This is a genomic window from Pseudomonas sp. 21, assembly GCF_000955805.1.
GTDB lineage: Bacteria > Pseudomonadota > Gammaproteobacteria > Pseudomonadales > Pseudomonadaceae > Pseudomonas.
In genome coordinates this window covers 759461-773249 of sequence record NZ_JYOA01000003.1, presented here as the reverse complement: position 1 = coordinate 773249, position 13789 = coordinate 759461, and the positions used below count along the sequence as shown (strand labels likewise).

Genomic DNA, 13789 nt, shown 5'->3' with positions numbered 1-13789 from the left:
TTCATGCCCGCGATTCACGGGTGACACGTAACGACAGGCACAAAAAAGCCGCCTCGCAGGCGGCCTTTTCGGCAGAGCTGGCGTTACATCAGGAACAGCGTGGCCAGTCCGAGGAAGATGAAGAAGCCGCCGCTATCGGTCATGGCTGTGATCATCACGCTGGAGCCCATCGCCGGGTCGCGCCCCAGACGCAGCAGCGTCATCGGGATCAGCACCCCCATCAGCGCGGCGAGCAGCAGGTTGAGTGTCATGGCGCCGGTCATGACCGCGCCCAGCTCCCAGTTGCCGTACAGGTAGAAGGCGACCAGGCCGATCACCCCGCCCCATACCAGGCCGTTCACCAGTGCCACGCCCAGCTCCTTGCGCAGCAGGCGGTTCGCGCTGCTGGTCTGGATCTGGTCCAGCGCCATGGCGCGGACGATCATGGTGATGGTCTGGTTGCCGGAGTTGCCACCGATGCCGGCCACGATGGGCATCAGCGCGGCCAGCGCCACCAGCTTCTCGATGGAGCCTTCGAACAGGCCGATCACCCGCGAGGCGATGAAGGCGGTGACCAGGTTGGTGGCCAGCCACGCCCAGCGGTTGCCGACCGACTTCCAGACCGAGGCGAAGATGTCTTCCTCTTCGCGCAGACCGGCCATGTTCAGGACTTCGCTTTCGCTTTCCTCACGGATCAGGTCGACCATCTCGTCGATGGTCAGACGGCCGATGAGTTTGCCGTTCTTGTCCACCACCGGGGCGGAAATTAGGTCGTAACGCTCGAACGCTTGGGCGGCGTCATAACCATCCTCATCGGGGGTGAAAGCCACCGGATCGGTGGCCATGACCTCCGCCACGTCCTTGTCCGGATCGTTCACCAGCAGGCGCTTGATCGGCAGCACGCCCTTGAGCACGCCGTCGTAGTCGACCACGAAGAGCTTGTCGGTATGGCCCGGCAGTTCCTTCAGGCGGCGCAGGTAGCGCAGCACCACTTCCAGGCTGACGTCGTCGCGGATGGTGACCATCTCGAAGTCCATCAGCGCGCCGACCTGGTCCTCCTCATAGGACAGCGCCGAACGCACACGCTCGCGCTGCTGCTGGTCGAGGCTTTCCATCAGCTCGTGGACCACATCGCGCGGCAGTTCCGGCGCAAGGTCCGCGAGTTCGTCGGCATCCATGTCCCTGGCCGCGGCGAGGATCTCGTGATCGTCCATGTCGGCGATCAGGGTTTCCCGCACGGAGTCGGACACTTCGAGGAGGATGTCGCCGTCGCGCTCGGCCTTGACCAGCTGCCAGACCGTCAGGCGGTCATCCAGCGGAAGGGATTCGAGGATGTGGGCGATGTCGGCCGGGTGCAGCTCTTCCAGCTTGCGCTGGAGTTCCGCCAGGTTCTGGCGGTGCACGAGGTTTTCGACGAGGTCTTGATGCTGGCCTTCCTGACGGTGCGTCAGGTCTTCCACCAGCTTGTGCTTGTGCAGCAGGTCGACCACCTGGTTGAGGCGGTCCTGCAGGCTTTCCTGCGGCTTCTTGGCTTCTACTTCGGTCATAGCACGCTCCACCCCCAGTGGCAGAACGGGCCAGAGGGGATCAATACATCAGGTCGTGTGTACGCAATCGGGGTTCTGAGTAACTACTGGGTAAGTCCATGGTGGTGTCCCATGCGCCCATCGAGGGCAGATGCGGGAAATGATAACACTCCGGGGTGTATTAGGCGTTACAAAATGGCGGCCAGAACAATCGCTTGCAGGCGAAAGTTCACTGCCGAATCACTGCCCGGTTCGACGCCCGAAAGCTCCCACAGGACACCCGGCTCCGACTGACAATTTCCACTCCTAGGCTGCAGGCAGGCCCGCCATCACGGAGGAATCCATGCGCCTGCCCGCCCTGCTCTGTTCACTCCTGATTCCACTGGTACCGACCTGCGAGGCGGCCTCGGTGTTCCGTTGCACCGCGGCCGATGGCAGCGTGCTGTTCAGTCAGTATGGCTGCCCCACGGAACGACAGCAGGAAATCCAGGAAGCGAACAACCCCACGCCCGGCAGCGGCGAGCCGGTGCCGATGGCGATACCGCAGGAGACCATCGTGCAGAAGCCTGCGACGCGAAGCAGGGGCCGGGGCAAGGAAGCCGAGCGAGGAGAGTCCGTCGTGGTCGTTGGCGAACAGCAGAACGGCTGCGGCAACCGCGTCACGGGCAGCGCACGGCGCAAGGCGATCATCGAGGGGCGCGTAAGGACGGGAATGACGCGCAGCGACGTGGAGAGCGCCCTGGGGAGGCCAGACAGGACCAGCCAGCACAACGAGACGCTGCGCTATCACTACGAGGCGGACAAGAAGCACGGCGCACGCACCGTGACCTTCGATGAGGATGGTTGCGTGATGGGCAAGGCGAAGCGTTGACCAACTTGCCCATGCTTTCTTGAAGGCAAAGAAAAAGGGCCTGCATTTCTGCAGACCCTTTCGTATATGGCGCACTCAGGAGGATTCGAACCTCCGACCGCTCGGTTCGTAGCCGAGTACTCTATCCAGCTGAGCTATGAGTGCGTCGTTGGCAAAGTTTAACCAGATTCACCAACTGGTTGCAGCTATTGGCTTTTCAGCCCTTTCGCCACTGAAGCCCCGCTTTCGCGTTGCCTCGTATATGGCGCACTCAGGAGGATTCGAACCTCCGACCGCTCGGTTCGTAGCCGAGTACTCTATCCAGCTGAGCTATGAGTGCGCTGATGAGGGCGCAAATTCTAGGGCGATTTTTCTGACCTGTCAACAAGATTTTTCAATCTTTTCAGTCACTTACGTAACCGGACAACTCATCGCACCAGAGGATGCAATGGCGGAGAGGGGGGGATTCGAACCCCCGACACCCTTTTGAGGTGTACTCCCTTAGCAGGGGAGCGCCTTCGGCCACTCGGCCACCTCTCCGCAACACGGGGCGCATGATATCCATGTTTTCCCCGTTTGCAAAGAAAAATTTTAGAAAAATTAATGGTTTGGTTCTTGGTCTTTCTCTTTCTGGATGCGCTGGTAGATTTCCTCACGGTGCACAGCAACTTCCTTCGGCGCATTCACACCGATACGCACCTGATTACCTTTGACGCCCAGTACAGTCACGGTGACGTCATCACCGACCATCAGGGTCTCTCCGACCCGGCGTGTCAGAATCAGCATTCCTTTCTCCTTACGTGTTACGGGATAAGCAGTCTGCAAAAAAAGAAATGGTGGCAGATTCGTATAGATCAAGTGCGCGAATCCTTCACCCAAGTATTGACCAGTCCTGCCGGAAAGAAAGTTCCTGTCAGACAGTCAAAAACGACAAAAGGCGCGGGGTAGCCGCGCCTTTCGGTAGTTCTCGCCTTACTCGCCCTGTCGGGCCGGGGCGTCGAGTTCGAAAGCGGTGTGCAGGGCACGGACCGCCAACTCGAGGTACTTCTCTTCGATGACCACGGACACCTTGATTTCCGAGGTGGAGATCATCTGGATGTTGATGGTCTCCTTGGCCAGGGCTTCGAACATGCGGCTGGCGACACCGGCGTGGGAACGCATGCCGACACCGACGATGGAAACCTTGGCGATGTTGGTGTCGCCGGTCGCTTCGCGCGCACCGATGGTGACAGCGGTCTGCTTGAGGATTTCCAGGGCGGCCTGGTAGTCGTTGCGGTGCACGGTGAAGGTGAAGTCGGTGGTGTTATCGTGCGCGACGTTCTGCACGATCATGTCGACTTCTACATTGGCGGCACTGATCGGGCCGAGAATCTTGAAAGCAACGCCGGGGGTATCCGGTACGCCACGGATGGTCAGCTTGGCTTCGTCGCGGTTGAAGGCGATGCCGGAGATGATCGGCTGTTCCATGGATTCCTCTTCATCAAGGGTAATGAGGGTGCCCGGACCCTCCTGGAAGCTGTGCAGCACGCGCAGCGGGACGTTGTACTTGCCGGCGAATTCCACCGAGCGGATCTGCAGCACCTTGGAACCGAGGCTGGCCATTTCCAGCATCTCTTCGAAGGTGATCTTGTCCAGGCGACGCGCCTGCGGCACGACGCGCGGGTCGGTGGTGTAGACGCCATCGACGTCGGTGTAGATCTGGCACTCGTCGGCCTTCAGTGCCGCCGCCAGGGCTACGCCGGTGGTATCGGAACCGCCACGACCGAGGGTCGTGATGTTGCCCTGCTCGTCCACCCCCTGGAAGCCAGCGACAACGACTACGCGGCCGGCTTTCAGATCTGCGCGAATGTTCGCATCGTCGATGCTCAGGATACGCGCCTTGGTGTGGGAACTGTCGGTCAGGATGCGGACCTGGTTGCCGGTGTAGGACACCGCCGGCACGCCGCGCTTCATCAGCGCCATGCTCAGCAGGGCGATGGTCACCTGCTCGCCGGTGGAGACCATCACGTCCAGCTCGCGCGGAATCGGCTGGTCCATGATCTGTTTCGCCAGACCAATCAGGCGGTTGGTCTCGCCGCTCATGGCGGACACCACCACGACGATGTCGTCGCCCGCTTCACGGAATTTCTTCACCTTCTCGGCTACCTGCTCGATTCTCTCGACGGTGCCGACGGAGGTCCCTCCAAACTTCTGTACGATCAAAGCCATTTCAAAAGCCGCCTGATTCCTGAAGGGCGCCCATTAAACATGCATCACCGCATGCTGCCAAGGCCCGCCGGACGCGCTGCGGGCCCCGTATTTCAGGGCCTTTAGAGGCCCTGTTCGACAAATGTCACGGCCAGCGCCAGAGCTTCGTCCAGCTTGCCGGCATCCACGCCACCGCCCTGGGCCATGTCCGGGCGACCACCGCCCTTCCCGCCCACGGCCGCAGCGGCCTGCTTCATCAGATCGCCGGCCTTGAGCTTGGCGGTCAGATCCTGGGTCACGCCGGCGACCAGCACGACCTTCTCTTCGAACACGCCGCCCAGCAGGATCACGCCGCTGCCCAGCTTGTTCTTCAGTTGGTCGACCAGCGCCAGCAGCGCCTTGCCATCGAGGCCGTCGAGACGCGAGGACAGCACCTTCACGCCACCGACGTCCACGGCGGAACCCGCCAGGTCGTCACCGGCTGCGCTGGCAGCCTTGGCCTTGAGCTGCTCCAGCTCCTTCTCCAGCTGACGGTTGCGCTCGATCAGGCCGGACAGCTTGTCCAGCAGGTTGTCGCGGCTGCCCTTGACCAGGCCGGCCGCTTCCTTGAGTTGCTCCTCGGCACCATTGAGGTAGGCCAGCGCAGCGCCGCCGGTGACCGCTTCGATACGGCGCACGCCGGAAGCCACACCGCCTTCGCTGGTGATCTTGAACAGACCGATGTCGCCCGTACGGGACACGTGCGTGCCGCCGCAAAGTTCGACGGAGAAGCTGCCGCCCATGCTCAGCACGCGCACCTGATCACCGTACTTCTCGCCGAACAGCGCCATGGCGCCCTTGTTCTTGGCGGATTCGATGTCGGTCTCTTCGGTCTCGACCTCGGAGTTCTTGCGGATCTCGGTGTTGACGATGTCTTCCAGCTGCTTCAGCTGCTCGGGCTTGATCGCCTCGAAGTGGCTGAAGTCGAAGCGCAGGCGCTGGCTATCGACCAGCGAGCCCTTCTGCTGGACGTGATCGCCCAGCACCTGGCGCAGCGCAGCGTGCAGCAGGTGGGTAGCGGAGTGGTTCAGCGCGGTAGCCTGGCGCACGGAGGCGTCGACTTCGGCTTTGACAGCCGCGCCAACGCTCAGGCTGCCCTGGGCAACCACACCGTGGTGCAGGTGCGCACCGCCGGCCTTGGTGGTGTCGCGTACGTCGAAGCGCACGCCAGCACCCTGCAGATAGCCGCTGTCACCGACCTGGCCGCCGGACTCGGCGTAGAAGGGGGTCTGGTCAAGGACGACGACGCCCTCCTCGCCTTCGTTCAGCTGCTCGACGGCCTTGCCATCCTTGAACAGCGCGATGATCTGGCCGGCGCCGGAAACGCCCTGGTAACCGAGGAAGCGGGTGTCGCCATCCACTTTCACCAGGCTGTTGTAATCCATGCCGAAGGCGCTGGCGGAGCGGGCACGCTCACGCTGGGCCTCCATCTCGCGCTCGAAGCCTTCCTCGTCGAGGGTCAGGCTGCGCTCGCGGGCGATGTCGTTGGTCAGGTCCACCGGGAAGCCGTAGGTGTCGTACAGCTTGAACACCACGTTGCCGGGGATGACGCTGCCCTTGAGCTCGGACAGGTCCTGCTCGAGGATCTTCAGGCCCTGCTCCAGGGTCTTGGCGAACTGCTCTTCCTCGGTCTTCAGCACGCGCTCGATGTGCGCCTGCTGCTGCTTGAGTTCGACGAAGGCCTCGCCCATCTCGCCGACCAGGGCGGAGACGATCTTGTGGAAGAAGGTGCCCTTGGCGCCCAGCTTGTTACCGTGGCGGCAGGCGCGACGGATGATGCGACGCAGCACGTAGCCGCGGCCTTCGTTGGACGGCAGCACGCCGTCGGCGATCAGGAAGCCGCAGGAACGGATGTGGTCGGCGACCACTTTCAGCGACGGCGCGTCGTCGTTGGCGCAACCGATGGCGTCGGCCGACGCCTTCAGCAGGCTCTGGAACAGGTCGATCTCGTAGTTCGAGTGAACGTGCTGCAGCACGGCGCTGATGCGCTCAAGGCCCATGCCGGTGTCCACGCTCGGCGCCGGCAGCGCGTGCATGACGCCATCCGCGGTGCGGTTGAACTGCATGAAGACGTTGTTCCAGATCTCGATGTAGCGGTCGCCGTCTTCTTCCGGCGAGCCGGGCGGGCCGCCCCAGATGTCGGCGCCGTGGTCGAAGAAGATCTCGGTGCACGGGCCGCAAGGACCGGTGTCGCCCATCGCCCAGAAGTTGTCCGAAGCGTAGGGAGCGCCCTTGTTGTCGCCGATGCGGACCATGCGCTCGGCCGGAATGCCGACTTCCTGGGTCCAGATGTCGTAGGCCTCGTCATCGGTGGCGTAGACGGTGACCCAGAGCTTGTCCTTGGGCAGGTTCAGCCACTTGTCCGAGGTGAGGAATTCCCAGGCATAGGTGATGGCATCGCGCTTGAAATAGTCGCCGAAGCTGAAGTTGCCCAGCATTTCGAAGAAGGTGTGGTGGCGCGCGGTATAGCCGACGTTTTCCAGGTCGTTGTGCTTGCCGCCGGCACGCACGCACTTCTGGCTGGTGGTAGCGCGGGTGTAGGCGCGCTTTTCCAGGCCCAGGAAGCAATCCTTGAACTGGTTCATGCCTGCGTTGGTGAACAGCAGGGTCGGGTCGTTCGCGGGGATCAGCGAACTGGACGCTACGCGGGTGTGCCCCTTCTCTTCGAAGAAGCGGAGGAAGGCTTCACGGATTTCAGCGCTTTTCATAGGTTCTTCCACGGAAAAATGCGGCCACGAATCGCCGGCAAAGGGCCGCATTATATCGGCCCCGCATCAAGGTTGTAGTGTCTTTGCGCGATAGTTAACCCCTATCGCGCAATAATTTCTGTCAGGAACGACGAAAGGCGGCAAAAGCTTCGACAATACGCGGGATATCGGCGCTTTTCACATCGAGGTGGCTGACCAGGCGCAGGCGCGCTGCCGGGCTGACACGAATGCCATGGTCGGCCAGGTGTTCACCCAGTGCGCCGGCCTGCTCGCCAATGCCGACGTAGACCATGTTGGTCTGCACCGGCTCGATGGCGTAGCCCAGTTCGGCCAGGCCACGGCCTAGCGCTTCAGCGTTGGCGTGGTCCTCGGCCAGACGCTCGACCTGATGGTCCAGCGCATACAGCGCCGCTGCCGCGAGGCCACCGGCCTGGCGCATGCCGCCGCCGACCATCTTGCGCAGGCGTCGGGCGCGGCCGATCAGTTCGGCATCGCCGCAGAGCACCGATCCCACCGGCGCACCAAGCCCCTTGGACAGGCACACCGAGACCGAGTCGAAATGGCGGGTGATCTCGCGGGCGTCCACGCCCAGCTTCACCGCCGCGTTGTACAGGCGCGCACCGTCCAGGTGCAGCGCCAGGCCGCGGCGGCGGGTCATTTCCCGCGCAGCCGCCAGGTAGGTCAGCGGCAGTACCTTGCCCTGCATGGTGTTTTCCAGCGCCAGCAGGCGGGTGCGGGCGAAGTGGAAATCGTCCTGCTTGATCGCCGCCTCGACCTTGGCCAGGTCCAGCGAACCGTCGGCTTCGCCCTCGATGGGCTGCGGCTGAATGGAGCCCAGTACCGCGGCGCCGCCGCCTTCATATTTATAGGTGTGCGCCTGCTGGCCGACGATGTACTCGTCGCCACGGCCGCAATGGGCCATCAGGCCGAGCAGGTTGCTCATGGTGCCGGTGGGCACGAACAGCGCGGCAGCGAATCCCAGACGCTCGGCCAGGGTCGCTTCCAGGCGATTCACCGTCGGGTCTTCGCCGTAGACGTCATCGCCCAGCTCGGCCCGCGCCATCGCCTCGCGCATGCCGGCGGTGGGCAGGGTCACGGTGTCGCTGCGAAGGTCGATGATGGACATGGCAAGGCTCCTCGGGCATCAGGCGGAAAGGACCGATGCTAAGCGCTCGCCAATGACGGAACAAGGGTGAGAAGACTGTAGGATCGAGGGGGGCGCCCAGCCCTTGCTCGCGAACGCATCTTTCCGGCGACTTCAGCGTCGGGCGATTCGCGAGCAAGCTCGCTCCTACAAAAGTTCAGAGTTCGGTGGGCACCACGAGGATGCCGGCGCGCAGGCCGTTCTTTACCCGTGGGTTGGGGAAGATGATCCGCGCACCCTGCTCTTCCACGATCCAGCGGGTGCCGCCGATGTCCTCGGCGAGCAGGAAGCCGTGGTCCAGTTCGGTGAAGTTGTCCACCGCGTCGTCCAGGTGCAGACGGAAGTGGTCGCTGTGCTTGATCACTTCGCGGGAAACGGCGAACAACTGCAGGCCGTCGATCTGCGCGCCGCCCGCTTCCTGGCCGCTGATCACACCCTGCAGCATGGTTTCGAGGCGATCCAGGTTCACTGCCTGGTTCTGCCCGAACGGGCGGGCCTTGCCCAGCTCCAGGGTGAATGCCTCGGCGCCGAGCTGGCTGTAGGTGTAGGCGCTGAACGTGATGCCCGGTTTGCTTTGCAGCAGCACCGCATCGATGCCGGCGCTGCGCAGGCGCGCCAGCTCGTCGCGAGAGTGCTCGCGGCCGCTGGCCCAGGGGTAGAGCGCGAACTGCTCGATCTTCGAACCACGGATGGCCGTGTGCAGGTCGTAGTGCAGGCGCGGCCGGCCCTCACGGGCAAAGAACGCGGCAGCCAGGCGTTCCAGCTCTGACGCGCGCAGGGCCTCGTTGCCGCTGCCCTCCTCGTGGCGACCGCAGAACAGGCGGTTGATGTCCTGCTCCAGGTAACGCTCGCCACGACGCATGGCCTCGGGGTTGCCGAGCAGGAACAGCACCCGCGACGCCGGCTTCAGCTCGCCACGGGCGATGCGGTGCACCAGTCGGTCGAGCAGTTCGATGGGGGCCGTCTCGTTGCCGTGGATACCTGCCGAGAGCAACAGGTCGCGGCCATTGTCGCGGGCCACCGGCGGAGTGACTTCGAGGGCGCCTTCAGCCAGCCAGTGCAGACGGGTGCCGTCGGCGGTGAGCTGAATCTTTTCCGTCGGCTCACGGCCGGCGAGGGTCAGTTCGAGCAGTTTGCCCAGAGCTAGCATGCGGACGCCTCCATCATTCCCCGCGGCCGGAGCGGCCGCGGACTCCGCGATCAGTGGTGATGGTCACATCCACAGTCTGGACCATGTTCGTGGACTTCGGCGGCTTCCAGTTCAAGGCTCAGGCCCAACTGGTTCACCGCCTGCGGGCGCACCACCAGCAGCGGGATCTCGGCGGCGTCCTCATGGGAGTCGGCGTAGATCACCAGGCCGCCCTTGCCGTCGGCTTCCAGCCACAGCTCGCGCCCTTCCAGGCGGATGGCCAGGCGTGCGGTGTGGGTTTCGCGGCGCTCGCCCTTGTTGTCTTCGAGAATCAGCGGGAGGCTTTCGGTCATGTCGTTCACTCAGTTCTGCTGGAAGGGATAAACCGAGCCCAGTTTAAGGATCTGGCTCAATTCATCCAACGCCGTCCGGCACTCGACCAGCAGTTGCGGATCGGCCAGGTCGGTTTCGGCCAGGCGATCGCGGTAGTGCTTGTCGACCCAGGTGACCAGGGTGTCGTGCAGGGTCGGGGTCATGATCACCCCCGGGTTGACCGCCGCCAGCTCGGCGTCGCTGAGCGCCACGCGCAGGCGCAGGCAGGCGGGGCCGCCGCCGTTCTGCATGCTCTGCTTGAGATCGAACACCTTCACCTCGCGGATCGGGCCGTCCTCGGCAGTCAGGCGCGAAAGGTAGTTCCAGACGCGCTCGTTCTTGCGGCACTCCTCCGGGACGATTAGCAGCATGTTGCCGTCGGCACGGGTGAGCAACTGACTGTTGAACAGGTAGGACTTCACCGCATCCTCGACGGTGACCTGGTCGCGCGGCACGCACACGGCGCGGAAGCGACCGCCACGGCGGCCCAGCTTGTCGTGCAGTTCGGCGAGTACACGCTCGGTGTCGAGGAAGGCGTCTTCGTGGTGGAACAGCACTTCGCCGTTGCCGACCGCGATGACGTCGTTGTGGAACACGCCCTGGTCGATCACCGCCGGGTTCTGCTGGGCGTAGACCACGCCGTCATCGCTCAGGCCGTGCAGGCGGGCGACCGCCTGGCAGGCTTCCAGGGTCTGCCGCGCCGGGTAGCGCTGCGGCGCCGGGAAGCGGCTGTCGAAGGCGCTGCGACCGAACACGAAGAACTCGACGCCGGCTTCGCCGTAGGACTTGCAGAAGCGCGTGTGGTTGGCCGCGCCTTCATCGCCGAACTGGGCGACTGCCGGCAGAGCGGCGTGGTGGGCGAAGTGTTTCTCGTCGTTGAACATCGCCGCGAGGATGCGGCTGGTCTGCGGATGTTCGATGGAGCGGTGGAACTTGCAGTTCAGGTTGGCGGCGGTGAAGTGCACGCGGCCATCGGCCGTATCGGCACCGGGGCTGACGGTGGCGGCGTTGGCGGTCCACATGCAGGACGCCGAACTGACGGCGGCGAGCAGCGGCATGGATTCTTTCGCCGCCCTGGCGATCACTTCGGCGTCGGTGCCGGAGAAACCCAGGGCGCGCAGCGAGGCAACCGCCGGACGCTCCTGCGGGGCGAACACACCCTGCTTGAAGCCCATCTCCATCAGCGCCTTCATCTTCGACAGGCCCTGCTTCGCCGCTTCGCGCGGGTTGGATGCGGCCTGGCTGTTGCTCTGCGAGGCCACGTTGCCGTAGGACAGGCCGCCGTAGTTGTGCGTCGGTCCGACCAGGCCGTCAAAGTTCATTTCATAGGCGGTCATCACAGGCTCACTCCCGGAGTCAGGGTTGCAGGCAGGCTCAGGCTGTCGCTTTCCAGCGAGGCGACCGGGTACGCGCAGTAGTCGGCGGCGTAGTAAGCGCTCGGGCGGTGGTTGCCGGAGGCGCCGATGCCGCCGAACGGCGCGCTGCTGGCGGCGCCGGTCAGTTGCTTGTTCCAGTTGACGATGCCGGCGCGGCTCTCGATGAGGAAGTCCTCGTAGCGCTCGCGGGAGTCCGACAGCAGGCCGGCGGCGAGGCCGTACTGGGTGGCGTTGGCTTCACGCACGGCGGCGTCGAAGTCGGCGTAGCGGATCACCTGCAGCAGCGGGCCGAAGAATTCTTCGTCCGGGCGCTCGGCCACGGCGGTCACATCGAGGATGCCGGGAGTCAGCAACGCGGCGGTGGCCAGTGGCTGGGTCATCGCCAGCAGCGGCTTGGCACCCTTGGCCAGCAGTTGCTCCTGGGCCTTGATCAGGTGTTCGGCGGCAGCCAGGGAAATCACCGAGCCCATGAAGGGTGACGGTTGCTCGTCGAAGCGGCCGACCTTGATGGTGGAGGCCACGGCCACCAGGCGCTCGATCAGCGCATCGCCCCAGGCGCCTTGCGGCACCAGCAGGCGGCGGGCGCAGGTGCAGCGCTGGCCGGCGGAGATGAACGCGGACTGGATGATGGTGTAGACAGCAGCATCGACGTCTTTCACTTCGTCGACCAGCAGCGGGTTGTTGCCGCCCATCTCCAGCGCCAGGATCTTCTGCGGGCGACCGCCGAACTGGCTGTGCAGCAGGTTGCCGGTGCGGCTGGAGCCGGTGAAGAACAGGCCGTCGATGTCATCGTTGCTCGCCAGCGCCACACCGGTATCGCGGGCACCCTGCACCAGGTTGATCACACCAGCGGGAATGCCCGCCTCGATCCAGGCCTGCAGGGTCAGCTCGGCGACCTTCGGAGTCAGCTCGCTGGGCTTGAACACCACGGCGTTGCCCGCCAGCAGCGCCGGCACGATGTGGCCGTTGGGCAGGTGGCCGGGGAAGTTGTACGGGCCGAACACGGCCACTACGCCGTGGGGCTTGTGGCGCAGCACGGCGGTGGCGTCGGCCAGCGGGCCGCTCTTCTCGCCGGTGCGCTCACGGAAGGCCTGCACCGAGATGGCGACCTTGTTGACCATGCTGGTCACTTCGGTGGCGGCTTCCCACAGCGGCTTGCCGGTTTCCTCGCCGATGGCGCGGGCCAGTTCCTCGGAACGGCCCTTGAGGGCGGCGGTGAAGCGCTCCAGCACGGCGATGCGCTCTTCCACCGGGCGACGGGCCCAGGCCGGGAAGGCATTGCGCGCAGCGGCGACGGCGGCGGCGACCTGCTGCTGCGAAGCGGCACGGCCGGACCAGACCACGGCCTGGCTGACCGGGCACAGGGATTCCAGCGGCTCGCCTTCGCCCGCCAGCCACTGGCCGGCAATGTAGTGGGTATTCATCATCAGGCTCCCCTGACGCCGGGCGGCGTCAGTTGCGTTTTCCGGAGAGGGGCACCGCGCGGACCGAAGCCCCGGCGGACAGGCGCAGGCGCTTGGCGGTCTGCGCATCGACCACCAGCGAACCGGCGGCCAGGCGCGCGGGCGCAGCGGTGATGCGGCACTCCTCGCGCTTGCGGTTGTGGATCAGGAAGGGCTCGGCGTCATCGCCCGGCGTGCCGATGGCCAGCACCAGGTTCTGGCTGTCGGCGATGGCGCGGATCTTCTCGGTCGGCGCTTCGATGGCGGGGCCGGCGTCGAAGATGTCGACGTAACCCTGGTAGCTGAAACCCTCGGCCTTGAGCATGGCCAGCGCCGGCTCGGTGTCCGGGTGGACGCGGCCGATCACTTCGCGCGCATCCTCGGAGAGGAAGCAGCTGTAGAGCGGGAACTTGGGCATCAGCTCGGCGATGAAGGCCTTGTTGCCCACACCGGTCAGGTAGTCGGCCTGGCTGAACTCCATCTTGAAGAAGTGCCGGCCCAGGCTTTCCCAGAACGGCGAGCGCCCGGCGGCATCGGACATGCCACGCATCTCGGCGATCACCTTGTCACCGAACAGCTCGCGGAACTCGGCGATGAACAGGAAGCGCGCCTTGGACAGCAGGCGACCGTTCAGACCGGCGCGGTGGTCGGCATGCAGGAACAGCGAGCACAGCTCGGACTGCCCGGTGAGGTCGTTGGCCAGGAACAGCGTGGGAATCTCGCGGTGGATACCCAGCTCCTGGGACGCGCTGACGGTCAGGCCGACGCGGTAGTTGTACCAGGGCTCGCGCAGACCGACAGCGCCGGCCACGGCGGAAATCCCCACCACCTTGCCGTCATCGTTTTCGAGGACGAACAGGTAGTCGGCATCGGCGCGCTCGGCTTCGCCGCGGAAGGCTTTTTCGGCCCAGTTCACGCGGTGCTGCAGGCGCTGTTCATTGGCCGGTAGCGTGGTCAGGCCGGTGCCGGTGCTGCGCGCCAGGTCAAACAGGGCCGGCAGGTCGGCGCTGGTTACGGGACGGACGATCATGCTCTCT

The 13789-nt window shown here is 64.6% G+C and carries 11 protein-coding genes and 3 tRNA genes; 1 reads left to right on the top strand and 13 read right to left on the bottom strand.

Features of this window, described 5'->3' with window-relative positions; translation table 11 throughout:
- Positions 1-83 precede the first annotated feature (83 nt).
- Positions 84-1526 (bottom strand): magnesium transporter, encoded by a 1443-nt coding sequence (gene mgtE / locus UB43_RS09160; RefSeq protein ID WP_045210118.1) that lies wholly within the window; start codon positions 1524-1526, stop codon positions 84-86.
- A gap of 322 nt (positions 1527-1848) precedes the next feature.
- Here mgtE and bamE point away from each other — a divergent pair, with 322 nt between their 5' ends.
- Positions 1849-2376, top strand: a complete 528-nt coding sequence (gene bamE / locus UB43_RS09155) for an outer membrane protein assembly factor BamE (RefSeq protein WP_045210117.1) — start codon at positions 1849-1851, stop codon at positions 2374-2376.
- 67 nt (positions 2377-2443) lie between these two features.
- Here the strand turns inward: bamE and UB43_RS09150 are convergent.
- The 12 genes from UB43_RS09150 to astA form a co-directional block, all read right to left on the bottom strand.
- Positions 2444-2520: transfer RNA gene (locus tag UB43_RS09150), tRNA-Arg, on the bottom strand.
- A 98-nt stretch (positions 2521-2618) separates the two neighbouring features.
- Positions 2619-2695, bottom strand: a tRNA-Arg gene (locus tag UB43_RS09145).
- Between the two features lie 109 nt (positions 2696-2804).
- Positions 2805-2895: transfer RNA gene (locus UB43_RS09140), tRNA-Ser, on the bottom strand.
- A 60-nt stretch (positions 2896-2955) separates the two neighbouring features.
- A complete protein-coding gene (csrA, locus tag UB43_RS09135) occupies positions 2956-3141 on the bottom strand; it encodes a carbon storage regulator CsrA (protein WP_003085981.1) in 186 nt (61 codons plus the stop codon).
- A gap of 186 nt (positions 3142-3327) precedes the next feature.
- Complete coding sequence (locus tag UB43_RS09130; protein ID WP_045210116.1) at positions 3328-4563, bottom strand: aspartate kinase; 1236 nt, start codon at positions 4561-4563, stop codon at positions 3328-3330.
- Positions 4564-4664: 101 nt separating this feature from the next.
- Positions 4665-7289, bottom strand: a complete 2625-nt coding sequence (alaS, locus tag UB43_RS09125; protein WP_045210115.1) for an alanine--tRNA ligase — start codon at positions 7287-7289, stop codon at positions 4665-4667.
- Positions 7290-7410: 121 nt separating this feature from the next.
- Entirely contained in the window at positions 7411-8415 is a 1005-nt protein-coding gene (gene ltaE, locus UB43_RS09120) for a low-specificity L-threonine aldolase (RefSeq protein ID WP_045210114.1), read from the bottom strand.
- A 175-nt stretch (positions 8416-8590) separates the two neighbouring features.
- A complete protein-coding gene (gene astE, locus UB43_RS09115; RefSeq protein WP_045210113.1) occupies positions 8591-9583 on the bottom strand; it encodes a succinylglutamate desuccinylase in 993 nt (330 codons plus the stop codon).
- A gap of 50 nt (positions 9584-9633) precedes the next feature.
- Positions 9634-9915: a GTPase gene (locus UB43_RS09110; RefSeq protein ID WP_045210255.1), complete on the bottom strand. Its 282-nt coding sequence runs from the start codon at positions 9913-9915 to the stop codon at positions 9634-9636.
- A 9-nt stretch (positions 9916-9924) separates the two neighbouring features.
- A complete protein-coding gene (gene astB / locus UB43_RS09105) occupies positions 9925-11271 on the bottom strand; it encodes an N-succinylarginine dihydrolase (protein WP_045210112.1) in 1347 nt (448 codons plus the stop codon).
- On the bottom strand, positions 11271-12737 hold the full coding sequence (astD, locus tag UB43_RS09100) for a succinylglutamate-semialdehyde dehydrogenase (RefSeq protein ID WP_156160377.1): 1467 nt from the start codon (positions 12735-12737) through the stop codon (positions 11271-11273). Before astD ends, astB begins: the two co-directional genes overlap by 1 nt.
- 25 nt (positions 12738-12762) lie before the next feature.
- Positions 12763-13782: an arginine N-succinyltransferase gene (astA, locus tag UB43_RS09095; RefSeq protein WP_024766337.1), complete on the bottom strand. Its 1020-nt coding sequence runs from the start codon at positions 13780-13782 to the stop codon at positions 12763-12765.
- Positions 13783-13789: the final 7 nt, after the last annotated feature.